The organism is Gordonia sp. PvP123 (assembly GCF_040547295.1).
Classification (GTDB): Bacteria; Actinomycetota; Actinomycetes; order Mycobacteriales; family Mycobacteriaceae; genus Gordonia; species Gordonia terrae.
In genome coordinates, this window is the sequence record NZ_JBEPPN010000001.1 from 233,963 (window position 1) to 257,386 (window position 23,424).

The following is a 23,424-nucleotide window of genomic DNA, read 5'->3' on the forward strand; positions in this document are numbered from 1 at the left end:
CGAGAACGTCAGCGGGACCGGCGCCGCGACACCGCGCCGCGCACGATCGACCGCAACTTCGCCACTCGCGGACCGATCTCGCGCTCCAGCCCGTGGTCGGTGGGGACGTAGTAGTCCCTCCCGACCAGATCATCGGGCGCATACTGTTGCGCCACAACGCCATCGGGATCATCGTGCGGATATCGGTAGGCGACGCCGTTGCCCAGCTTCTTGGCCCCCGGATAGTGGCTGTCGCGCAGGTGGGCCGGAACCGCGCCGGCCTTGCCCGACTCGACGTCGGCGAGAGCCGCGCCGATGGCCGACACCACACCCGCCGACTTCGGGGCCGTCGCGAGGTGGATGGTCGCCTGGGTGAGTGCCAGTTTGGCCTCCGGCATCCCGACCAGGTTCACGACCTGAGCGGCCGCGACCGCGGTCTGCAGGGCCGTCGGGTCGGCCATCCCGATGTCCTCGCTGGCATGGATCATCAGGCGCCGCGCGATGAACCGCGGGTCCTCCCCCGCCGCGATCATCCGCGCGAGATAGTGCACGGCGGCGTCGACGTCCGAACCACGGATGGACTTGATGAACGCGCTCGTCACGTCGTAGTGCTGGTCGCCGTCCCGGTCGTAGCGCACCGCGGCGCGATCGATGGCGGTCTCGACGTCGGCCAGGTCGATGGACTCGGTCGAGTCGGCGCTCGCCTCGAGGGCGGTCAGCGCCCGGCGCGCGTCCCCGCCCGACACCGCGACGAGGTGGTCGTAGGCGGCGTCGGAGACCTCGACCTTGCCGTCCAGCCCCCGCGGGTCGGCGACCGCCCGGGTCAGCACCTCGCGGATGTCGGCGTCGGTCAGGGACCGCAGCTGCAGGACCAGCGACCGGGACAGCAGCGGGGCGACCACCGAGAACGACGGGTTCTCGGTCGTCGCGGCGACGAGCAGGACGATGCGGTTCTCCACCGCGTCGAGCAATGCATCCTGCTGTGTCTTGGAGAATCGGTGCACCTCGTCGATGAACAGGACCGTCTGCTGACCGCCGTTCTTGCCGTCGCCGATGAGCCGGCGGCGGGCCACGTCGATGACCGCCCGCACCTCTTTCACCCCTGCGGTCAGCGCGGACAGCGCCTCGAAACGGCCGCCGGTGGCCCGCGCGATGAGCGAGGCCATGGTGGTCTTGCCGGTGCCCGGCGGCCCGTAGAGCAACACCGACGCCGCGCCCGACCCGCTGATCAGCTTCCGCAGCGGCGAGCCGGTCCCGAGCAAGTGCTGCTGCCCGACGATCTCGTCGAGGTTCTGCGGGCGCATCCGGACCGCGAGCGGCGCGGTCGGGGACGGCGGCGCGGTGAGGCCGCCCGCGTTGCCGGGCCCGGCAGAACCTGCCCGAGGATCGTCGGGTGGGTCGAACAGTCCGTCCACGAGCGTGTCAGGCCAGCCAGATGCGCTGGAGCGCGACGCCCATCGCGGTCGCGAACACGGCGGTCTCGTCGTCCCCCGCCCGTCCGGCCGCGGCGGCGAGATCGGTCCAGCGGCTGACGATCACGCGGGGGTCGTTGGTGTGCAGGGCCCAGTCGTGGGTGAAGCCGGCGGCACCGAAGTCGGCCACATCGAACTCGGCATCTGGCTGGTCGGTCGTCTCCGGATCGCCCGGCAACATCCACACCGTCGACAGCCACACCCAGAGCTGGCGGGCGAGCAGCACCTTGCGCTGCATCTCCCGCTCGTGGGCGAGGGCCGGCCAGATCGAGTGCACCTCGGACCGCCACGCGTCCACCATCGACACCTCGAGGTCGGTGGCACGCGCGGAGGTCCGGGGCGGCAGCTGGGCGGTGATGGTGACGAGCGCGTAGGCGATGTCGAGGGTCGCGTCGCGGAATCCGCCCCACTCGTAGTCCATGAACTGGACACCGTCGTCGTTGAGCAGGATGTTCTCGGGTCCGACGTCGGAGGGGCTGAAGGCGCGGTGGTCGCCCTCGTCGAACAGCGTCGCCGCGCTCCGCAACGACTCGACGACCTGCTCCGGGACCACGACGTCGAGCGCGGCAGCGTGCCCGACCACCGAATCGATCGACCGCAGCGCCTCGTCGCGCAGGATGTCGCGCCCCTGCGTACCCGACGGTCCGCGGCGCAGCAGCGCGAGGAAGTCTCCTTCGCCACCGACCGTGGCCGCATGCATCCGGCCGAGGGCCTGACCCCAGGCGCTGACCGCACGGGAGGTCTCGACGGGGTCGACGCCGGCGAGGTACTCGAGCATCGAGCGGCCGTGGCCGAGGTCGGAGAGCACCATGATCCGCAGGTCGGGATCCGAGGCGATGAGTTGCGGCCCCGGACGCGATTCGTTGGGCAGCGCGGTCGCGTACTTGTACGACGCGATCTCCCGGTGGAAGGCCTGCGGGTCCTCGTGCTCGGGAAGGGCCTTGATCACGAGCGATCGGTCCAGGCTGAGAGGGTTCTGGGCGACCCGGACCCGCACCACCGTGGTGCGCCCGCTGCCGCCGAGGTCCTCGGGATCATCGAGGACCACTGCTGATCCGGCGCGGTGTGACAGCAGCGCCTCTGCCGCCCGCACCACGCTGGTGATGCGGCTTTCCGTAATGACCGTCATGTCGCCCACCAACCTACCCGTTGCAACGATGTCGCAACAGCACTGTTCGTTCATCTGTACCACGTCGCGATCGGGGCGTCAGCAGATCGGGCACCGAACACGGTGTGGCACAGCGGGTTACCGCATGGGTCGCGGAACCGTGTCCGATTCAGCCCGGCGCGGGGCCATCCGCCGGGCTCACGTCCACCGACACCTCGATCCGGCTCTTGGTGGAGTCGGTGTAGATGACCCCGCGCAGCGGCGGCACGTCGTCGTAGTCGCGTCCCCAGGCGACCGTGACGTGGCGTTCGTCGACCAGCTTGTCGTTGGTCGGGTCGAAGGGCAGCCAGCGGCCGTCGGGCATCCAGACCGCAGCCCACGCGTGGCTGGCATCCGCGCCGAAGACCTTCTCCGTGCCGGGCGGCGGCTCGGTCGCGAGATACCCCGACTCGTACCTCGCCGCGAGGCCCTGCGACCGCAGGCAGGCGATCGCGACGCGGGCGAAGTCCTGGCAGACGCCCTCGCGCCGCTGCAGGACCGTGTCGACCCGGGTGGTGATGGCCGTCGACCCCGAGCGGTAGGTGAAGTCGGCGAAGATCCGTGAGGTGAGTTCGGTGACGGCCTCGACCAGCGGCCGGCCCGGGGTGAAGACCCCGGCGGCGTACTCGTGGACCGCGGGGGTGATCTCCGGCCGCTCCAGATCCAGGACGAACTCGGCGGCCAGGGCACCCTCCCGGCCGTCGACGGCGGCCGGACGTGCCTGCTCCCACGGGGTACGGGCGGCCGGGCTCAGGAGGACACCCGGGTCCACCGGGTCCACCTCGACGACGGACCGCGCGGTGACGGTGAGCTCGCGATGCGACGTCCGCACGTGGAAGTAGCTGTCGTGGTTGCCATAGACGTCGAGCCCCGTCGACCGGTCGTCGGGCTCGGGTTCGATCTCCAGCGACGTCGAATGCACGCGCTGCCCGGGCAGGTCACGCGGCGTCAGGTGGCACCGCCCGTACGACGACGACACGTCGTCGTCGTAGGTGTAGGTGGTCCGGTGCATGACGCGGTAGGTGCGCGAACTCACGACTCCCCACCGGCCCAGATCGGTCGCGCCTGACGGGGGGTGGCGAAGCGGGTCCGGGTCAGCAGGTCGGAGAGTTCGCGCGCACCGGTGCGCAGCGTCGTCATCAGTTCGACGAGTTCGGGACGGCGCCGCTCGGTGTCGACGTGCACGAGATCCACGGGGTCGCTTCGCCGGAGCTCGGCGATCATGTCCTGGACGGCGCGTTCGGCCCCGGCCGACCGCAGGGTCTCCGGCACCGAGGACAGGGCTGAGTTCAACCGCTCCAGTGAGAAGATCATCGACCTCGGATTGGTCGGGTCGAACAGCAGCAGCTCGGCGACGCCGGCCGGCTGGTACAGACCGCGGTTGCGGCGCCGGTAGATGATGGACGACTCGTTGGCCACCAGGTACGACTCCAGCAGCGCCTGCTCGACGTCGGTGTCCTGCGCGTCGGCGAACATCGCGAGCGTGAGGTCGGCGAGGGTCACCGCCCGCTCGATGCGCCGGCCGACATCCATGAACATCCAGCCCGGGTCGTGCACCATCGACTCGGCCTGTAGTCCGGTGAGGGCCAGCACACCGTGCAGGATCTCGTCGTGCGCGCGGGCCAGGTCGGGGCCGAGGTCGAGCGCGGCGTCGCCTGCGCCCGCCTCGGCCCGCGACCGGACGACCAGCCTCGTCGTGCTCGCCATGACGCGTTCGACCGGGGCGAGCACCATCCAGGTGCTCGTCGACATCTGGTCCCGGACCGCCCGGGCCGTACTGATGAGCCGGTCGATCGAATACGCGATGGTCCCGGGCACCGACCGCGACACGGTGAGGTCGGCGATCTTCTCGATCGCCTCGTTCACCTGCTCGGGCGACGGCGGCCGGTCCGACCCCGACATCAGCAGCCCGGCGGTGTCGAGGTAACGCGCGGTGCCGGTCACCGTGGCGACGGCATGCAGCAGCCGCGGTACCGCCGGCGTGCCGGACATCCACGGCCGATACTGGAAGTCTTGATAGCGCTCGCGGGAGACCTTCGCCAGTCGGGTCACGAGCTCGGTCCGCTCGCCGTAGCGGCCGAGCCAGAACAGGTCCGCCAGCACTCGTGGGCTGGCCGCGGCCGCGACGTCGGAGTACTCGCGCGTCACCGGACGGCCCGCCGCAGCGCCTGCGACGACCTCGGCGGCCGGCTCGGTGCGGGTCTCCGGACGGCGCGAGACGTGCCCGCCCACCTCGGTGCTGGTGACCCAGACGTCCTTGGCGGCGATCACGTGGTGGGCGGCGCCCTCCACCCCGTCGGCGAGGACCGCCCCCAGCCCGCCGGGCATCACCGCGTAACCGGGACCCTGCGCCACGCTGAAGGCGCGCACCGACACCGGCGCCGCACGAAGCGGCGCCTGCGACCCGCCCGGAGCGCTGCCGGGGGTGACCGTGGGGGCCACCGAGAACGCCTCGAGTTCGCGCGCGACCCACTGCCAGGTCTGCGCCTCGATCCGGGCGGCGAGGTCGGCGCGCTCGGACGCGGCGAGCAGCGGGCCGATGACTTCCTCTCCCGTGCACGTGTCGGTCAGCACGAGGGACGCCAATCGATCGCGGATCAGGCTGCGCTGCAGCGGATCTCCCGCCCAGTAGGTGGTGACCGAACCCAGTTTCAGCTCCTCGTCGAGCAGGACCGGCGCCAGCCGCTCCAGCACGGTGTGCAGAGCCGGGTTCTCCAGCACTCCCGAACCGAGCGTGTTGAGGACCGTCACCGTGCCGCGCGAGATCGCCTCGACCAGACCGGCGACACCGAGCTGGGAGTCCGTTCGCAGGTCCAGCGGGTCGGCGTAGGCGGCGTCGATCCGCCGCAGCAACACGTCCACACGCTTGTACCGACCGAGCGACCGCATGTACACCGCACCGTCGCGGACGGTGAGATCGGCGCCCTCGACGAGCGGGAAGCCGAGCACCGAGGCGAGGTAGGCCTGGTCGAAGGCGGTCTCGGACATGCTGCCGGGACTGAGGACCGCCACCGTCGGATCGTCGACCCCCGGCGGGGCGTATTCGGTGAGCGCGAGGCGCATGGTGCCGGCGAAGTTGGCCATCGGCCGGGGCGCGCACGCCTGGAACAGCTGCGGGAAGGTCTTCGACATCAGCCGGCGCCCGGCGATCGCGTAGCCGACCCCCGACGGCGCCTGCGTGCGGTCGCGGTATGCGACGAAGTCGCCGTCAGCGGTGCGTGAGATGTCGACCGCATGCAGGAACAGCGCATGGGGTCCGGCGACCTCCAGACGGGCTGCCTTCCGGATGTACCCGGGGTGTCCGAAGACCATCTCGGGTGCGACGAGTCCGGCGGCGATCGTCTTCTGGTCGCGGTAGAGGTCGCGCAACAGCAGGTCCAGCAGCATCGACCGCTGCGTGACGGCCTTCTCGAGTTCGGCCCACTCGACTCCGTCGACGACCAGCGGCACCGCGTCGACCTCCCAGTCGCGGGTCACGGTGTCGTGGCCGTCGAACTCGTTGTAGACCACGCCGTCGTCGCTCACCGCGGCCGCCAGGCGCGCCGCGGAGCCCCGGAGCCGGTCGGTGCCGCGCAACCGGTAGATGCGGGCGAGGTCCGCCCACGCCGGACGGATCGCCCCACCGGGTTCGAGGAGTTCGTCGTAGGATTCGACCGGCCGGTCCGGGTCGAAGAGGGTCTGGCCCGCGGCGCGGTAGCGGTCGAACACCGCGGAGGCGTCGCCCGGCGAAGAGATCACCGAAGAACTGTACGTGCCCGCCGGAGGTCGAGGACTCCGGGCACCCCGAAGTCGATGGCCTGCCGGGACGCTCGCTCGCGCAACAGTCCGACGTCGACGGTGCCGGTGGTGTGTCCGGCCGCCTCGAACCGCCCGTTGCGGCGCGACTCGGCCTCGACCGCGTTGACCGGCGGACGGTCGTAGGCCCGTCCGCCGGGATGGACGACGTGATAGGTGGCGCCACCCACCGACCGGCCGTTGACCGTGTCGATCAGATCGAAGGTGAGCGGGGTGTCGATGGTGATCGTCGGATGCAGCGAACTCGGCGGCTGCCAGGCCCGGAACCGGATCCCGGCGACGCGTTCCCCGGTGCGCCCCGTGGCCCGCAGCGGGATCGGAAAACCATTGCATGTCAACAAGTATCGAACGTCCTCACCACCCAGGACCCGCACCTGCACCCGCTCGACGGACGAGTCGACATAACGAGCGGTGCCGGTTCCGGTCGACTCCTCCCCCAGCGTGTTCCACGGCTCGATGGCACTGCGCAGCTCGATCTCCTGGTCTCGGATCTGCACGGTCCCCAGACGCGGGAACCGGAACTCGGTGAACGGGTCCAGCCACGCGGTCTCGAACGGGTAGCCCGCCTCACGGAGCTCCTCGGCGACGAGCGCGATGTCGGCGATCACGTAGTGCGGCAACAGGTGTTTGCCGTGCAGGTCGCCACCGTGGCGGATGAGCCGGGCGCGATAGGGCTTCTCCCAGAACCAGGACACCAGGCTGCGCACGAGCAGCGACTGGACCATCGCCATCCGATGGTGCGGCGGCATCTCGAACGCCCGCAGTTCCAGCAGACCCAGCCGCCCGCGCACCGAGTCGGGGCTGTAGAGCTTGTCGATGCAGAACTCGGCCCGGTGGGTGTTGCCGGTGATGTCGGTCAGCAGGTGCCGCAGGGCCCGGTCGGTGACCCAGGGATTGGGTGGCGCCCCGTCGAATCGCCCGCCGACGGTGTCCTTGACCGCCAGCCGGTCGATCTCGGCGAAGGCGATCTCCAACTCGTAGAGCGCCGACTCGCGCCCCTCGTCGACGCGGGGTGCCTGCGACGTGGTGCCGATGAACCGGCCGGAGAACAGGTACGACAGCGCGGGATGCCGCTGCCAGTAGGTCAGCATCGACACCAGCAGATCGGGGCGGCGCAGCATCGGTGAGTCGGCGGGCGTGACGCCGCCGAGGGTGATGTGGTTACCACCGCCGGTCCCGCCGTGGCTGCCGTCCAGGTCGAAACTCTCGGTGCCCAGACGCACATGTCGCGCATGGTCGTACAGCGACTCGAGCAGTTCGGACTGCTCGGCGAAACTCCCGGTCGGCTGGATGTTGACCTCGACGACACCCGGGTCCGGCGTGACCGACAACGACACCAGGCGCGGGTCGGCGGGCGGTCCGTATCCCTCGACGACGACCGGTGTCGACGTCGCGGCAGCGGCGTCCTCGACGAGTTCGACGATCGCGAGGTACTCCTCGAGGGTCGAGGTCGGCGGCATGAACACATGGACGACGCCACCACGCACCTCGGCGACCAGGGCGGTGCGGGGCAGGAACTGGACGGGGTCGACATCGCGGACGGCGTGGCCCAACGCCGTCGACGGGTCGGCCGGCAGGTCCTCGTGGCGCGCGGACGGGTCGGCTTCGAAGAGCGTCGGAGCCGGACCCCACGAGAGCGAGTTGAGCGGCAGCCGCAGGCCGGCCGGTGAGGTGCCCGGGGTCAGCACGATGCGCCCCCGCCGGGTCGTCCAACACCGCGCTCTGCCACGCGGTCCGATCCTCCGATCGACTCAACGGCACCAGGTGCGCACACGGCTCGGTGACCGCGGCGTCGAGCCGGGCGATCAGCGCCCGCCTGCGGGCGACGGAATCCGTTGCCGGCGCGAGGCTCTGGTCGTCCTCGCCGTCCGTCGAGTCCGCGTCGACGATGATGTCGGCCTGCGCGAAGGCGCGCGCGGCGGGGAGGGTGGGGTCGGTACCGGGATCACCGGGGGGCATCGCGGCGAGTTCACGCATCCGCACCAGCGGATCCTCGTAGGCCGGCATCACCTGCCCGGCCGGAAGACCGAGCGCCGCCGCGAACGCGGTGAGCAGTTCCCGCGCCGGGCCGGCATCGCCGGTGATCTCCGGATCCGGACCGTGGGTCTCGGTCTCGATGGCGGCCGCGCACTGCTCCGGCGTCGCCCACGGGTCGGCGAGCAGACCCGGGTCCCGCCAGATCGGCAGACCGTCACTGCGCCACAGGAGTTCGAGCTGCCAGCGCGGGAGCGGTTCGCCGGGGTACCACTTGCCCTGGCTGCGCCGGATCAGGCCATCGGGCGCGTAAGCCTTCTGCAGTCGACCGGCAAGCCGCCCGGCCAGCAGCCGTTTGTGGGGACCGTCCGCGGCCGTCCGCCACTCCGGGTCCGTCTGGTTGTCGATGGACACGAACGTCGGCTCGCCGCCCATCGTCAGGCGCACGTCGTTGCGATCCATCCGCTCGTCGACCAGCGCGCCGAGATCGGTCACCCGGTTCCACTGTTCCGCGGTGTAGGGCAGCGTGACCCGCGGGTCCTCGTGGAAGCGGGTCACCGTGTTGGTGAAGTCGAGCGTCGCGTGGCACGGACCGGTCGAACCGGTGATCGGCGCGGCACCGACCGGATGCGGGGTGGCCGCCAGCGGGATGTGTCCCTCGCCGGCGAACAGGCCCGACGTCGGGTCCAGGCCCACCCAGCCGGCACCGGGTAGGTACACCTCGGTCCACGCGTGCAGGTCGGTGAAGTCGGCGTCGGGACCCGACGGTCCGTCGAGGGCCTTGACGTCGGAGGTCAGCTGGACGAGGTAGCCGGAGACGAAACGCGCCGCGAACCCGAGCTCGCGCAGGAGTGCGACCAACAGCCAGGCCGAGTCGCGGCAGGATCCGATGGCGCTGGAGAGCGTGTACTCGGGCGACTGCACGCCCGCCTCGAGCCGAACGGTGTAGCCGACGGCGTCGCGGACCGCGGCATTGAGACCTACGAGAAAGTCGATGACCCGCGTCCGGCCCGCCGGCCGGTGCTTCGCCGCGAACCTCGCGATCTCCGGATGTACTGGCGCGCCCGCGAATTCACCCTCGGTGACGCCGGCGGGACGGAGGAAGATCTCCAGGTCGCGGCGCAGTTCGGCGGGATAGTCGAACCCGTAGAACTCGGCCCACTCCTCGATGAAGAAGTCGAACGGGTTGATCGCGGTGAGATCCGCGACGAGACTCACGGTGATCCCGAGGGAGGTCGAGGGTTCCGGGAACACCAGGCGCGCCAGGTAATTGCTGAACGCGTCCTGCTGCCAGTTCAGGAAATGCGCACCGGGTTCGACGGTGAGCGAGTAGGCCTCGATGGGCGTGCGCGAGTGCGGCGCCGGACGCAGGCGGACGACGTGGGGGTAGATCTTGGCCGGCCGATCGAACGAGTACACCGTCCGGTGCTCGAGTGCGACCTTGATCGTCATGCTGGGAATCTCATCACAGATGACCGGCGGGCGCCGGGTGGCGAGCACCACCGTCGGATGGCGGTGGCCGAACTCACGTCCGGCCACCGCATTTCGGGTCAGACCGAGGTGCTCCCGGCGTCCTTCTGCCCGGCGTCCTTCTGATCGGCGTCCTTCTGATCGCCGCCCCGCGGTGCGGGCTTGGCGTCGATCCCCGATTCCTTGCGCTGCTGCGCGGTGATCGCCGCGGGCGCGTCGGTCAGCGGGTCGACGCCGCCGCCCGACTTCGGGAAGGCGATCACCTCGCGGATGGACGATTCACCGGCGAGCAGTGCGGTGATGCGGTCCCAGCCGAAGGCGATGCCGCCGTGGGGCGGTGCGCCGTAGGCGAAGGCGTCGAGCAGGAAGCCGAACTTCTCCTGGGCCTCGTCGTGGCCGATGCCCATGATCTCGAAGACGCGCTCCTGCACGTCCCGTCGATGGATACGGATCGATCCGCCGCCGATCTCGTTGCCGTTGCACACGATGTCGTAGGCGTAGGCCAGCGCCGAACCGGGATCGGACTCGAGGGCGTCGACCGACTCCGGCTTCGGCGAGGTGAATGCGTGGTGCACCGCGGTCCAGGCCGAATGTCCCAGTGCGACATCACCGGACGCGGTCGCCTCGGCGGCCGGCTCGAACATCGGCGCGTCGACGACCCAGGTGAACGCCCAGTCGCCGTCCTTGATGAGACCGAGCTTCGAGGCGATCTCGCCGCGCGCCGCGCCGAGGAGCGCGCGGGTCGACTTCACCTCTCCTGCCCCGAAGAACACACAGTCACCGGGCTGCGCACCGACGTGGGCGGCCAGACCGGCGCGCTCGTCGTCGGACAGGTTCTTGGCGACCGGACCCGACAGCGTGCCGTCTTCGGCGATCAGGACGTACGCGAGGCCCTTGGCGCCGCGCTGCTTGGCCCATTCCTGCCAGGCGTCGAGCTGACGACGCGGCTGCGACGCGCCGCCGGGCATGACCACGGCGCCGACGTACGGCGCCTGGAACACGCGGAACGGGGTGTTCGTGAAGTACTCGGCACACTCCACGAGTTCGATGCCGAAGCGCAGATCCGGCTTGTCCGAACCGAATCGGCGCATCGCGTCGGCGTAGGTCATCCGCGGGATCGGGGTCGAGATGTCGACACCGATGAGCTTCCACAGGGCGGTCAGGACCTCTTCGGCGACCGCGATGACGTCGTCCTGGTCGACGAAGCTCATCTCGATGTCGAGCTGGGTGAACTCGGGCTGCCGGTCGGCCCGGAAGTCCTCGTCGCGGTAACAGCGTGCGATCTGGTAGTAGCGCTCCATACCTGCCACCATCAGCAACTGCTTGAACAGCTGCGGGCTCTGCGGCAGTGCGTAGAACGTACCCGGCTGCAGGCGCGCGGGCACCAGGAAGTCACGCGCACCCTCCGGGGTGGACCGGGTCAGCGTGGGGGTCTCGATCTCGGTGAAGTCATGCGCGGCGAGCACCCCACGCGCGGCCGCATTCGCCTTCGAGCGCAGACGCAGGGCAGCACTCGGGCCCTCGCGGCGGAGGTCGAGGTAGCGGTGGCGCAACCGCGCCTCCTCACCCGGCGACTCGTCGAGCTGGAACGGCAGCGGTGCCGACTCGTTGAGGACCTCGAGTCCGACGGCGTTGATCTCGATCTCGCCGGAACTCAGGTTGGGGTTCTCGCTGCCCTCGGGTCGTACCTCGACGACACCGGTCACCGCGACGCAGTATTCGGCGCGCAGACGGTGGGCGGCCGAAGCGACAGACTCGTCGCGGAAGACCACCTGGACGAGTCCGGTGGCGTCACGCAGGTCGATGAAGACCACGCCACCGTGGTCGCGACGGCGTGCGACCCACCCGGCGACGGTGACGGTCTGCGACGCGTCGGCGCGGCGCAGCGAACCTGCGGAATGCGTGCGGAGCACTGAGAATCCTTCCAACGTCGAAATCGGTCGGCAGAAACGCAGACCAGGTGTCCATGGTGCCGTATCCACGACCCGGGGCGTCAATCGCATACCTCCGCGACTGCGCCGAGGGCGGGTGCCGATCGTGCCAGAATGGCCGCGTGACCTTCCAAGGCAGCGGATCGATCGACACCGGCAACGTCTCCGGCGGCGGCGGGGGCGGTGGCCGTGGCGGCCGGATCGCGCTGGGCGGTGGCGCCGGGCTCCTCATCACGATCGTCGCGCTGTTCTTCGGCGTGAATCCCGGCGACCTGCTCGGCTCCGGCGGTCCGGCGCCCGGGACGTCGTCCGACGCGGCGCAGATCCAGCAGCAACTGGACTCGTGCACCTACGAGATGGCCAACGAGAACACGATCTGCCGGATCAAGGCGACCACCGTGAGCGTCGACTCGGTGTGGTCGGACCTCTGGCCCGAGTACGAGGCACCGCAGACGGTCATCTTCGCCGACGCGGTGAACACCGGGTGCGGCCCGGCCAGTTCGGCGACGGGCCCGTTCTACTGCCCCGCCGATTCGACGGCGTACTTCGACCCGACGTTCTTCGCCCAACTCCGCCGCATGGGCGGCAGCGACGGGCCCCTCGCGCAGGAGTACGTGGTGGCCCACGAGTACGGGCATCACGTCCAGAACCTCACCGGCGCCCTGGCGAAGGGGCAGCGGATGGGTTCGCAGGGGCCGCGATCGGGTTCGGTCCGGGTCGAGCTGCAGGCCGACTGCCTCGCCGGGGTGTGGGCCCACCACGCCGACGACGGCCCCGACGCACTGCTCGCACCGATCACCGAGGAACAGATCGCCGGCGTGATCCAGACCGCGAAGGCCATCGGCGACGACACCATCCAGGGTCCGGGGTCCAATCCCGAGGGGTGGACCCACGGTTCGGCCGCGCAGCGCACGCGCTGGTTCTCCGTCGGCTACCAGGGCGGCGACCCGGATCGCTGCGACACCTTCGCCACCGACGACCTGTGAACCCCGGCCTGTGAACCCCACCGACACCGTCGGCGCGCGTCGGCCCACCACCGTCGACGCGATCGCCGAGGCGCACCTCGACCGGCTGTGCACGCTGAATCCGCTCTTCGCCACCGAGATCGGCCACGGCGAGCACGACGACCGGATGACCGACTTCTCCGCGCAGGGGTGCGCCGAACGCGCCGAGGTCGCCGCCGGAACGCTGTCCGCGCTGGCCGACGCCGACATCACCGATCCGATCGACCGCGTCACCGTCGCCACCATGAGCGCCTCACTGCGTCGTGAGCTCGCGCTCGCCGACGCCGGCGAGCACATCGGCGAATGCAACGTCATCGCGTCCCCGCTGCAGGCACTGCGCGACGTCTTCGACCTCATGCCCACCGACACCCGTGAACAGCGCGAGATCTTCCTGTCCCGGCTCACCGCCATCCCGGCCTCGCTGACCGGCGTCGTCGACGGTCTGGCCCATCGCCTTCGGCACGGCCCACCGCCGGCACGCCGGCAGGTGGAAGCCGTCGCCCGCCAGGCGGATTCGGCGGCCGACGCCATCGGCGGCGCCACCGGGCCGATCGCTGCGGACACGGCGCTGGCCGGCACGCTCGCAACCGCGCTCGACGCCGCACGCACCTCGTTCGGGACGTTCGCCCACTACCTGCGCACCGAGGTTCTCGATCACGCCCTCGACGACGACGCCGTCGGCCGCGACCGGTATCTGCTGCACCTTCCCGCATATCTGGGCGCCGACGCCGATCCCGACGATGCGTACGCCTGGGCGATGACCCGCCTGCAGCAGATCATCGCCGAACAGCAGGAGATCGCCGAGGGACTGCTCCCCGGACAGGGCATCGGCGCGACCCTCGCCTGGCTGGACCGCCAGCCGCAGTATCGGATCCACGATCGCGCCGAGTTCGTCGACTGGATGCAGGCGACCTCCGACGCGGCGGTCACCGGCCTGTCGGGAATCCACTTCGACCTCCCGGCCCGGTTGTCCCGGCTCGAGTGCCGGCTGGCCCCCTCGTCGACCGGCATCATCTACTACACCCAGCCCAGCGCGGATCTGTCCCGGCCCGGCCGCATGTGGTGGGCGGTGCCCGACGACCAGACCGTCTTCCACACCTGGCAGGAGAAGACGACCGTCTACCACGAGGGCGTCCCCGGACACCACCTCCAGCTCGGCTCGGCGATCGTCGACCCCGACCTCAACTCCTGGCGCAAACTCGCCTCGTTCACCTCCGGTCATGGCGAGGGATGGGCCCTCTACGCCGAGCGCCTCATGGACGAACTCGGCTGGCTCGAGGATCCCGGCGACCGAATGGGGATGCTCGACTCGCAGCGGCTGCGGGCAGCGCGGGTCGTCGTCGACATCGGGGTGCACTGCCGACTGCCCGCGCCGGAGTCGCTCGGTGGGGGCATCTGGGATGCCGACAAGGCGTGGGCGTTCCTGACCTCGTCGGTCGCGATGGATCACTCGGTGTTGCGCTTCGAACTCGACCGCTATCTGGGCTGGCCCGGTCAAGCCCCCTCCTACGCCCTCGGCCAGCGCGTCTGGGAACAGACCCGCACGGCCGCACTCCGCCTGCACCCGGAGTGGACCCTCAAGGACTTCCATTCGCGCGCACTGGCTCTCGGCGGTGTCTCGCTGGATGTGCTCGCGGCCGAGGTCGCCGGCCGGCCCGCGAGCTGAGGCGGCCCGGCACCGTTCAGGACGCCCGACTGCGGTCCAGGTACGCCTGCCGCTGCCCCTCGTCGAACGCGCCGTAGTCCGCGCCCCCGACGAACCGCTTGAGGCGCCACATGATCGGCGACGGGATGAGGTCCTCGAGGATGCCGATCGGCGCGAGGTAACGCGGGACGGTGACCTCCCCGCGCCCGTGCTCGACACTGGCGACGATCGCGGCTGCCACGTCGGCCGGTTCGAGGGTCGGCTGCAACCGCAGGCGAACGCCAGCGGTCAGATCGGTGTGGGTGGCCGCGGGCAGGACGGTCGTCATCGTGACGCCGGTCCCGGTGAGTTCGGCGCGTATCGCCTTCGAGAAGGCGACCACGCCGAACTTCGACGCGCAGTAGGTCGCGATCCCCGGCGTGGTGACCTTGCCCGCCATCGACGACACGTTGACGATGTGGCCGCGCCCGCGCTCGATCATCCCGGGTAGCACCAGGTGCGTGCCGGTGACGACCGCTCCGAGATTGATCGCCAACTCACGGTGCAGTCCGGCGAGATCCTGGTCGACCAGTCGCCCCATGTGCTGGATCCCGGCGTTGTTGACGAGCATGTCGATCGGTCCCGTCGACTTCGCGGCGTCGACGAAGGCGGCGAACGAGTCGGCGTCGGTGACGTCGACGTGCACCGCGTGGGCCCGGCGCCCGAGTCGCTCGGCCGTGGCGGTCGCGGCGTCGAGGTCGCGGTCGCCGATCCACACGGTCGCGCCGCGCTCGACGAGGGCGGCGGCGGTGGCGGCACCGATACCGCGGGCTCCCCCGGTGACGCACACCCGCGCGCCCTGGAGTGCGATCACAGCGGGCTGCCGATCGGGTGGCGCAGGGCGAAGTACGCGATCAGGCGGATCTCACCGCTGCTCCGGAACAGCAGTGCCCGGCCGAGGTACACGCCGGGGACGAGTTCGACGATCTCGTCGCGCGTCTTGCGGATCGGAAACGTGCGGACTCCCGGATTCTTGTACTTCGGCACCCCGTAGTCGAGCGCGCGCACGCGCACCTTCGGCTCGATCAGTCCGAGGCTCGGCTCGTGCTCGAAATGGAATCCCTCCATCTCGCCGTCGACCGGGCGCAGGCCGAGGTATCCGGCGGTGATGATCGGCATCACCAGCGCCGCGATCGGCGACAGCCGGTTGAGGCCGGTTCCCGACCGCTGGTCGAAGGACTTGCCCCGCCACGTCGGATCGATCTTCATCAGCGGGTTGGCAAGGGCGGCTTCGGGAATCCCGAACAGCTTGCCCACGATCAGTCCCTCCAGCCTGCCGTCGAGGCCTTGCGGGTCACTTCCGGCACCGAAGAGCGTCGAGAGCGCCTCCCGGTCGTCGCGGTCACCGAGCTGCCGAAGGAAGCCCCATGCCTCGCAGCGCGCCCGGAGGGGGCTGTGATCGGCGAGGCTCCGCAGTTCGGCCAGCATCTGGAGCTCCGTCGGGCTCGCCTCGTCGACATCTCGTGCGGTGTTCAGCTCTGCGCTCATTACATCTCCCATCTGGCACTGTGTCGTGCCACTTAATGTGGTACCAGAATGTGCCAGATGGAGTGCGGGCTGTCAATGGCCGCTCCCGTGTGGAGGGATGGAAGGATGAGCCGGTGAGTTCGACCAGCACCGACCGCAGCTATGGCGGCGAATCTGCGGCCGGACGGACGGCGCGACGGCGCGCTGCTCTCGTCGATGCCGCGTCGACGGTGATGTCCGACGGTCGGTGGCGGGCCGCGACGGTCGCGGGTCTCTGCACCGACGCGCAACTCAACAAGCGCTACTTCTACGAGAGTTTTCCGGATCTCGACGCCCTGGCCGATGCGGTGATCGACGACATCTCCGGCGAGGTGGTCCAGGCGGCGGTCGGCGCCTACCTCGGCCTCCTCGACCGTCCGCTCGCCGACCAGGCCCGCGGTGCCGTCGACGCGGTCGTCGGCGTCCTGGGCACCGACCGACGCAAGGCGCGGATCCTGCTGGGCGGTGCGGCCGGGACCCCCGCCGCGGATGAACGGCGCACCGAGGCGATGACGGGTCTGACCGCCGTGCTGATCGAGCACGCACGGACCATCCACGACGTCGAACTCGAGGCCGACTCGCTGGCGCGGACCGCCCCCGCCTTCGTGATCGGGGGAAGCGCCCAGGCGATCCTCGCGTGGGCCGAGGGGACCCTGCCGGTCTCCCGGGCCGATCTCGTCGACGACATCAGCGCCCTGTGGCTCGCGCTGGGTACCGCCGCGAGCGAACTCGCCCGCGCACGACTGGAGTCCGGCAGGGTGGAGTGATCCGGGCCGGGCGGCTCAGCCCAGCAGGCGACCGACCTCGGCGACGACCTCGTCGAGAGCCACCCGGTGCTGTTCACCGTTGCTCAGGTCCTTGATCTCCAGCTGCCGCTCGGCGAGTTCGTTCTCGCCGAGCACCAGAGCCAGGCGTGCCCCCGAGCGGTCGGCCGCCTTCATCGCGCCCTTGAGGCCACGATCGCCGTAGGCGAGATCGATGCTGATCCCGGCGGCGCGCAAAGCGCCTGCGACGCCGACGAGTTCGGCCTTTGCCGCCGTGCCGAGCGGCACTCCGAAGACCTGGCAGCGAGCCGCCTCGGTGCCCGCCACACCCTCGGCTTCCAGCGCGAGCATGGTGCGGTCGACGCCGATCCCGAATCCGATACCGGAGAGGTCCTGCTTGGCGCCGAGCTGTCGCATCAGTCCGTCATAGCGGCCGCCGCCGCCGATGCCCGACTGCGCACCGAGCCCGTCGTGGACGAATTCGAACGTGGTCTTCGTGTAATAGTCCAGCCCGCGGACGAGGCGCGGATTGATCTCGTAGACCACCCCGAGTCGGTCGAGGTGCGCGAGCACGAGATCGAAGTGCGCCTTGGCGTCCTCGGACAGGTAGTCGATGAGCAGCGGTGCACCCGCGGTCGCCGCCTTGATCTCGGGACGCTTGTCGTCGAGGACCCGCAGCGGGTTGATCTCGGCGCGCATACGGGTCGCCTCGTCGAGGTCGAGACCGAACAAGAACTCCTGCAACGCTTCTCGATACCGCGGACGGCTCTCGTCGTCACCGAGCGAGGTGATCTCGAGCCGGAACCCCGTCAGACCGAGGCGCCGATAACCCTCGTCGGCGATCGCGATGACCTCGGCGTCGAGCGCCGGGTCGTCGACGCCGATCGCCTCGACCCCGACCTGCTGCAGCTGACGGTAACGACCGGTCTGCGGTTTCTCGTATCGGAAGAACGGCCCGGCGTAGCAGACCTTCACCGGCAGCTGACCACGGTCGAGTCCGTGCTGGATGACCGCACGCACCACACCGGCGGTGCCCTCCGGACGCAACGTCACCGACCGGTCGCCGCGGTCGGCGAAGGTGTACATCTCCTTGCTCACCACATCGGTCGACTCGCCGACCCCACGCGCGAACAGTGCGGTGTCCTCGAACACCGGCAACTCGATGTGGCCGTAGCCGGCACGACGCGCCGCGTCGGTGAGCGTGTCCCGGACCCTCCGGAAGTCCGCCGAGTTCGGCGGGAAGTAGTCCGGGATGCCCCGGGGGGCCTGAAATGCTCCGCTCACAGTCCGTGTCGTCCCTTCGGTCGTGTGCTCTCGCTGTCGCGTCCGGCCAGGAAGGGATTGCTCGCGCTCTCCTGGCCGATCGTGGTCTGGGGTCCGTGCCCGGGCAGCACCAGTGTCTCCGCGGGCAGCGGCAGCAGTTTCGCCGCGATCGAGTCGAGCAACTGCTGATGGTTGCCACCGGGCAGATCCGTCCGTCCGATCGACCCGGCAAAGAGTACGTCACCGGCGAAGCAGACCCCGACGACCGCGGGCGTGTCGGCTCCGGCCTGGTCGCGGGCCTCGTCCGGGACGTCGACCTCGACGCCGAGCAGCACCGAACCCTGCGTGTGTCCGGGCGCGAGATCGACCGAGAACGAGATCCCGGCCAGTTCCACCGGCTCGCCGTCGGCGAAGGCGATCACCTTCTCCGGCTCGGTGAACACCTCGTCGCCGATCATCGCGCCCAGGGCCCGCCCGATTCCCAGACCGGGGTCGGCGAGCATCGGACGGTCCGCGGGGTGGATGTAGGCCGGGATGGAGTACTCGTCGCAGAGCTCCGTCGCGTTCCAGGTGTGGTCGAGATGACCGTGGGTGAGGAGAACCGCCACCGGGGTGAGGTCGTGTTCGGCGAGCAATTCGCGCACCCGGGGCGCCGCGTCCTGACCCGGGTCGATGATCACCGCGTCCGATCCCGCCTCGGCGGCGACGATGTAACAGTTCGTCTGGAACATCCCGGCGGGAAATCCGGTGATGAGCATGATGCTCCTCGGGTCGGCACGGACAGGACGACGCGCACACGTCGATGTCCATTGTTGCGTAGGCGGCATGGCTCGCCACCCGCCGCACCCTGTTCTCAGGTACAACTGGCACACTTGCCCCCGAGTAAGTGACATCCACGACGATGTCGGCACACCCATGCCGGCAGACCGTCGGCACTGGAGTGCCGGGATTCAGGAGGATTCACCCGCGTGTCCACCAATGAGGAGCGCCGTGAGGCGGCGAAGCGGAAGCTCGAAGAACGCCTCGAGACCGAGCGACGCGCCCGGCGCAAGCGGAAGATCGTCATCGCCTCCGTCTCGACCGCGGTCGTGGTGGCCGTCGTCGCGGGCGTGACAGCCGTCGTGGTGAAGAAGATCATGGACGACCGCGAGGCCGCCCGCTGGACGACCTGCGCCTACGAGGACTCCCCGAGCCGCTTCGACCAGCTGCCCGACCAGGTGCCGGACACCGTTCCGGCCGAGCAGCGGCCGCAGTACCAGGCCGAGCTCGACGAGCTGAAGGCTGCCGCCAAGAACGAGCGGACCTCCCCCAAGCCGGACGAACGGGTCCTCAAGTCGGGCACCGAACAGGCCACCTTCGTCACCACCCAGGGCACCCTGCCGATCACGCTCGAACGCGACGGCGCCCCGTGCAACACCGCGGCGGTCACCTCCCTGATCGAGAACAAGTTCTACGACGACTCGACCTGTCACCGCATGACCACCAGCGAGACGCTGAAGATCCTGCAGTGTGGCGACCCCACCGGAACCGGCATGAGCGGGCCCGGCTGGACGAGCCCGGACGAGCCGCCGACCGACCTGCAGCCCGCCGGACAACCCGATCCGCAGACCGGTTCCGCGCCCGTCACCTACCCGCGCGGCACGATCGCGATCGCCAACAGCAGCCAGGGCGGTCAGAATCCGAACACCGGCTCGAGCCAGCTCTTCATCGTCATCAACGACAGCCAGCTCGGCCCGGACTACTCGATCGTCGGCAAGGTCGACGAGCCCGGACTCGCGGTGCTCGACAAGGTCTACGCCGGCGGCATCAACCCCGGACCGGTCGGCAGCCAACCGGGCGACGGCGAGCCCAAGCTCCCCGTGACCATCGAGACGGCCACCATCAACTAGGCCGACCTATGTCGACGAGCCACCGCTCGCTGAGGTGCGAGGAGTGTTGGCGGCCAACGCTTTCGGAAGCAACCCACCTCTGCTCACCAATCCGAGAGAAGCGGCCCGCCATTGCTCCCTGAGGTGCGAGCGAAGCGACCCCCATTGCTCCCTGAGGTGCGAGCGAAGCGAGCCACGAAGAGCAGGGTGACCCTTCGAGGCTCGTCGCTTGCGCTCCTCACACCTCAGGGAGCAGAGAGAGGGTCGCTTGCGCTCCTCACACCTCAGGGAGCAGAGAGAGGGTCGCTTGCGCTCCTCACACCTCAGCACCTGCGGCCTGGCGACCCTCGTGGGCCACGAAAGACCTTCCCCGATGCCCCCGATTCAGTGACCGGCAGACTTCAACTCGACTCCTAGACTTCGATCGAAGTCTGTCGGTCGAGCTGAAGTCTGCCGGTCGCGGGCCCGACCCCCCACGTCGCGATCAGGCGGCCGAGGTCACCCGATAGACGTCATAGACACCCTCGACGTTGCGCACGACGTTGAGGACGTGGCCGAGGTGCTTCGGGTCGCCCATCTCGAAGGTGAACTTGCTGATGGCGACCCGGTCGCGGCTCGTCGTGACCGACGCGGACAGGATGTTGACGCGTTCGTCGGCGAGCACCTTGGTCACATCCGACAGCAGACGGTGCCGGTCGAGCGCTTCCACCTGGATCGCCACAAGGAACACCGATTCCGGCGACGGGGCCCACGACACGTCGAGGATGCGTTCCTCCTGCTGGCGCAGCGATTCGGCGTTGGTGCAGTCGGTGCGGTGCACGCTGATCCCGCCGCCGCGCGTCACGAACCCCAGGATGTCGTCGCCGGGTACCGGGGTGCAGCACTTGGCGAGCTTGATCACGACGTTGTCGATGCCGTCGACCATCACACCGGCGTCGCCGCCCTGCCGCGACCGCGTCGGCATCGTCGACGGTGTCGACCGCTCGGCGATCGCTTCTTCGGCGTCCTCGATGCCACCCAGTGACGCGACCAGCCGGTTGACGACATGCCGTGCAGAGACATGGTTCTCGCCGACCGCGGTGTACAGCGCGGTCACGTCGGTGTAGCGCAGTTCGCGCGCGATCGCCGACATCGATTCCGCGCTGAGGAGCCGCTGGAGTGGCAGTCCGCCGCGTCTGACCTCCTTGGCGATGGCGTCCTTGCCTGCCTCGAGGGCCTCTTCGCGGCGCTCCTTGGCGAACCACTGCCGGATCTTGGCCTTGGCGCGCGGCGAGACCACGAAGGTCTGCCAGTCCTTCGACGGGCCCGCGGTCGGGGCCTTGGAGGTGAACACCTCCACGACCTCGCCGTTCTCGAGCGTGCGTTCCAGCGCGACCAGCCGGCCGTTGACGCGCGCGCCGATACAGCGGTGACCGACCTCGGTGTGCACCGCGTAGGCGAAATCGACCGGCGTCGACCCGGCGGGCAGCGTGATCACGTCGCCCTTCGGGGTGAACACGAAGATCTCGCGGACGGCGAGGTCGTAGCGCAGCGACTCGAGGAACTCACCCGGGTCCGCGGCCTCCCGCTGCCAGTCGAGCAGCTGACGCATCCAGGCCATGTCGTCGATCTCGGCGGTGTCCGACTTCTTGCCCGACTTGCGGTAACCGTTTTCTTTGTAACGCCAGTGCGCGGCGATCCCGAACTCGGCGGTGCGGTGCATCTCGTGCGTGCGGATCTGCACCTCGAGGGGTTTTCCCTCGGGACCGATCACGGTGGTGTGCAACGACATGTACACACCGAATCGCGGCTGGGCGATGTAGTCCTTGAAGCGACCTGCCATCGGCTGCCACAGCGAGTGCACCACGCCGACGGCGGCATAGCAGTCGCGGTCCTCCTCGCAGAGGATGCGCATGCCGACCAGGTCGTGGATGTCGTCGAAGTCGCGACCCTTGACGATCATCTTCTGATAGATCGACCAGTAGTGCTTCGGACGCCCTTCGACGGTGGCGTTGATGCGCGCGCCGGCGAGCGCGTTGTTGATGTCGGCGCGCACGCGGGCGAGGTAGGTGTCGCGGGACGGTGCGCGATCGGCGACGAGCCGGACGATCTCCTCGTACCGCTTGGGATGCAGGATGGCGAAGGACAGGTCCTCGAGCTCCCACTTGACCGTCGCCATACCGAGTCGATGTGCCAGTGGCGCAATGACTTCCAACGTCTCGCGAGCTTTTCGGGCCTGCTTCTCCGGCGGCAGGAAGCGCATCGTGCGCATGTTGTGCAGTCGGTCGGCCACCTTGATGACGAGAACGCGGGGGTCGCGCGCCATCGCGATGATCATCTTGCGGATGGTCTCGGCCTCGGCCGCACTGCCGAGGGCGACCTTGTCGAGTTTGGTCACGCCGTCGACGAGGTGGGCCACCTCCGGCCCGAAATCCTTCTCCAGTGCCTGCAGGGAATAGCCGGTGTCCTCCACCGTGTCGTGCAGGAGTGCCGCGATGAGCGTGGTGGTGTCCATGCCCAGATCGGCGAGGATCGTGGCGACCGCCAGCGGATGGGTGATGTAGGGATCGCCGGACTTGCGCTTCTGCCCGCTGTGCCGTTCGTCGGCGACGTCGTAGGCGCGCTGGAGCAGCGCGACATCAGCCTTCGGGTAGATCTCGCGGTGCAGGGTGACCAGCGGTTCGAGGACGGGGCGGACCTGGCTGCGGGTCGCGGTCATGCGGCGCGCGAGGCGTGCGCGCACCCGGCGCGACGCCGAGGCGGACGCGCCCGGCTGGATGGAACCCACCGCACCCGTGCCGCCGACCGGCCGGTCGGCGCTCTCGGGCGTCGTCCCGGCGTTCTCCGCGGGGGTCACGCCGCGCTGCGCCGTGTCGGATTCATCGGGCATCAGCGGTCCTCCTCACGGTTGTCTGTCGACACACGATGAGCCCATCGCGCCTGCCCGGGCGGGCTCAGACGATTCTAGTCGCGGTCCAGCCGTCACCGTGTCGACGCCGTCAGTCCGACGCGACCGCGTGGACGGGAACGTCCGGTCCGAGACCCCGGGCGATCGTGTCCCGGCCGCCGAGACCGGCGAGCTCCATGATCACCGCGACCCCGACGACCTGCGCACCGGCGCGGTGCAGCAATTCGGCCGCGGCCACCGCGGTCCCCCCGGTAGCGAGCACGTCGTCGACGAGCAGCACACGACGGCCGGTCAGGTTCAGGCCGTTCGCCGGGATCTCGAGCGTCGCCTGCCCGTATTCGAGGCTGTAGTCGACGGCGATGACCGGCGGCGGGAGTTTGCCTCCCTTGCGGACCGCGAGCACCCCGACCTCGAGCTCACGTGCGACCGCACCGCCCAGCAGGAAGCCGCGCGCATCGATGCCGGCCACGAGATCGATCGAGGAGCAACCGTGGGTCAGCGCAGTGACGATCGTCGACAGCCCCTCCGGGTCGGCGAGTACCGGGGTCAGGTCTTTGAATGCGATTCCGGGAGCCGGGAAGTCGTCCACGAGGCGAGCGTGTTCGGCGATGGCCGCCCGTGCTCGCGAGACCGCCTCCGCCGTACGTTCGGGCACGACACCACCCATCGGTTCACTCCCC

At 69.7% G+C, this 23,424-nt stretch carries 15 protein-coding genes and 1 pseudogene; 4 read left to right on the forward strand and 12 right to left on the reverse strand.

The genetic code is table 11. From position 1 onward, the window contains the following. Positions 1–8: 8 nt before the first annotated feature. The 6 genes and pseudogenes from ABIC25_RS01040 to aspS form a co-directional block, all read right to left on the reverse strand. Positions 9–1,394: a replication-associated recombination protein A gene (locus ABIC25_RS01040; protein ID WP_004019009.1), complete on the reverse strand. Its 1,386-nt coding sequence runs from the start codon at positions 1,392–1,394 to the stop codon at positions 9–11. Between the two features lie 7 nt (positions 1,395–1,401). Then, positions 1,402–2,580 carry a hypothetical protein gene (locus ABIC25_RS01045; RefSeq protein WP_033203545.1) on the reverse strand — a complete coding sequence of 393 codons (1,179 nt, stop codon included), beginning with the start codon at positions 2,578–2,580 and terminating at the stop codon, positions 1,402–1,404. Positions 2,581–2,728: 148 nt separating this feature from the next. Next, positions 2,729–3,634: a transglutaminase family protein gene (locus tag ABIC25_RS01050; protein WP_004019012.1), complete on the reverse strand. Its 906-nt coding sequence runs from the start codon at positions 3,632–3,634 to the stop codon at positions 2,729–2,731. Further along, a complete protein-coding gene (locus tag ABIC25_RS01055) occupies positions 3,631–6,336 on the reverse strand; it encodes a circularly permuted type 2 ATP-grasp protein (RefSeq protein WP_354559574.1) in 2,706 nt (901 codons plus the stop codon). Before ABIC25_RS01055 ends, ABIC25_RS01050 begins: the two co-directional genes overlap by 4 nt. Next, positions 6,333–9,819 (reverse strand): annotated as a pseudogene (locus ABIC25_RS01060) (transglutaminase family protein). Before ABIC25_RS01060 ends, ABIC25_RS01055 begins: the two are co-directional and overlap by 4 nt. A 98-nt stretch (positions 9,820–9,917) precedes the next feature. Beyond that, positions 9,918–11,750, reverse strand: a complete 1,833-nt coding sequence (gene aspS, locus ABIC25_RS01065; RefSeq protein WP_239403935.1) for an aspartate--tRNA ligase — start codon at positions 11,748–11,750, stop codon at positions 9,918–9,920. A gap of 140 nt (positions 11,751–11,890) precedes the next feature. On the opposite strand from aspS, the gene ypfJ reads away from it, so the two are divergent. Further along, a complete protein-coding gene (gene ypfJ, locus ABIC25_RS01070) occupies positions 11,891–12,754 on the forward strand; it encodes a KPN_02809 family neutral zinc metallopeptidase (RefSeq protein WP_354559576.1) in 864 nt (287 codons plus the stop codon). A 10-nt stretch (positions 12,755–12,764) separates the two neighbouring features. Further along, complete coding sequence (locus ABIC25_RS01075; protein ID WP_354559578.1) at positions 12,765–14,438, forward strand: DUF885 domain-containing protein; 1,674 nt, start codon at positions 12,765–12,767, stop codon at positions 14,436–14,438. Between the two features lie 16 nt (positions 14,439–14,454). On the opposite strand, the gene ABIC25_RS01080 is transcribed toward ABIC25_RS01075, so the two are convergent. Together ABIC25_RS01080 and ABIC25_RS01085 are read right to left on the reverse strand one after the other, a co-directional pair. Further along, a complete protein-coding gene (locus tag ABIC25_RS01080; RefSeq protein ID WP_354559579.1) occupies positions 14,455–15,270 on the reverse strand; it encodes an SDR family oxidoreductase in 816 nt (271 codons plus the stop codon). Then, positions 15,267–15,944, reverse strand: a complete 678-nt coding sequence (locus tag ABIC25_RS01085; protein WP_239403939.1) for a hypothetical protein — start codon at positions 15,942–15,944, stop codon at positions 15,267–15,269. The genes ABIC25_RS01080 and ABIC25_RS01085 overlap by 4 nt, the downstream gene beginning before the upstream one ends. 113 nt (positions 15,945–16,057) lie before the next feature. Between ABIC25_RS01085 and ABIC25_RS01090 the strand changes: the two genes are divergently transcribed. After that, the gene (locus ABIC25_RS01090; RefSeq protein ID WP_004018778.1) at positions 16,058–16,729 is read left to right on the forward strand and encodes a TetR/AcrR family transcriptional regulator; all 672 of its coding nucleotides are present in this window, start codon (positions 16,058–16,060) and stop codon (positions 16,727–16,729) included. Positions 16,730–16,744: 15 nt separating this feature from the next. On the opposite strand, the gene hisS is transcribed toward ABIC25_RS01090, so the two are convergent. Both hisS and ABIC25_RS01100 read right to left on the reverse strand, forming a co-directional pair. Next, positions 16,745–18,010 carry a histidine--tRNA ligase gene (hisS, locus tag ABIC25_RS01095; protein WP_004018779.1) on the reverse strand — a complete coding sequence of 422 codons (1,266 nt, stop codon included), beginning with the start codon at positions 18,008–18,010 and terminating at the stop codon, positions 16,745–16,747. After that, a complete protein-coding gene (locus tag ABIC25_RS01100) occupies positions 18,007–18,747 on the reverse strand; it encodes an MBL fold metallo-hydrolase (RefSeq protein WP_354559581.1) in 741 nt (246 codons plus the stop codon). Before ABIC25_RS01100 ends, hisS begins: the two co-directional genes overlap by 4 nt. A gap of 210 nt (positions 18,748–18,957) precedes the next feature. Between ABIC25_RS01100 and ABIC25_RS01105 the strand changes: the two genes are divergently transcribed. Beyond that, the gene (locus ABIC25_RS01105) at positions 18,958–19,878 is read left to right on the forward strand and encodes a peptidylprolyl isomerase (protein ID WP_033203425.1); all 921 of its coding nucleotides are present in this window, start codon (positions 18,958–18,960) and stop codon (positions 19,876–19,878) included. Positions 19,879–20,341: 463 nt separating this feature from the next. On the opposite strand, the gene ABIC25_RS01110 is transcribed toward ABIC25_RS01105, so the two are convergent. Both ABIC25_RS01110 and ABIC25_RS01115 read right to left on the reverse strand, forming a co-directional pair. Further along, positions 20,342–22,726, reverse strand: a complete 2,385-nt coding sequence (locus ABIC25_RS01110; protein ID WP_239403941.1) for a RelA/SpoT family protein — start codon at positions 22,724–22,726, stop codon at positions 20,342–20,344. A gap of 109 nt (positions 22,727–22,835) precedes the next feature. Further along, entirely contained in the window at positions 22,836–23,411 is a 576-nt protein-coding gene (locus ABIC25_RS01115; RefSeq protein WP_004018784.1) for an adenine phosphoribosyltransferase, read from the reverse strand. Positions 23,412–23,424 lie beyond the last annotated feature (13 nt).

Coding starts and splice junctions, on each gene's coding strand:
- ABIC25_RS01100 (WP_354559581.1), bottom strand. CDS start 18,747: ATGCTCATCACCGGATTTCCCGCCGGGATGTTCCAGACGAACTGTTAC.
- ABIC25_RS01115 (WP_004018784.1), bottom strand. CDS start 23,411: ATGGGTGGTGTCGTGCCCGAACGTACGGCGGAGGCGGTCTCGCGAGCA.
- ABIC25_RS01085 (WP_239403939.1), bottom strand. CDS start 15,944: ATGAGCGCAGAGCTGAACACCGCACGAGATGTCGACGAGGCGAGCCCG.
- ABIC25_RS01110 (WP_239403941.1), bottom strand. CDS start 22,726: ATGCCCGATGAATCCGACACGGCGCAGCGCGGCGTGACCCCCGCGGAG.
- ABIC25_RS01045 (WP_033203545.1), bottom strand. CDS start 2,580: ATGACGGTCATTACGGAAAGCCGCATCACCAGCGTGGTGCGGGCGGCA.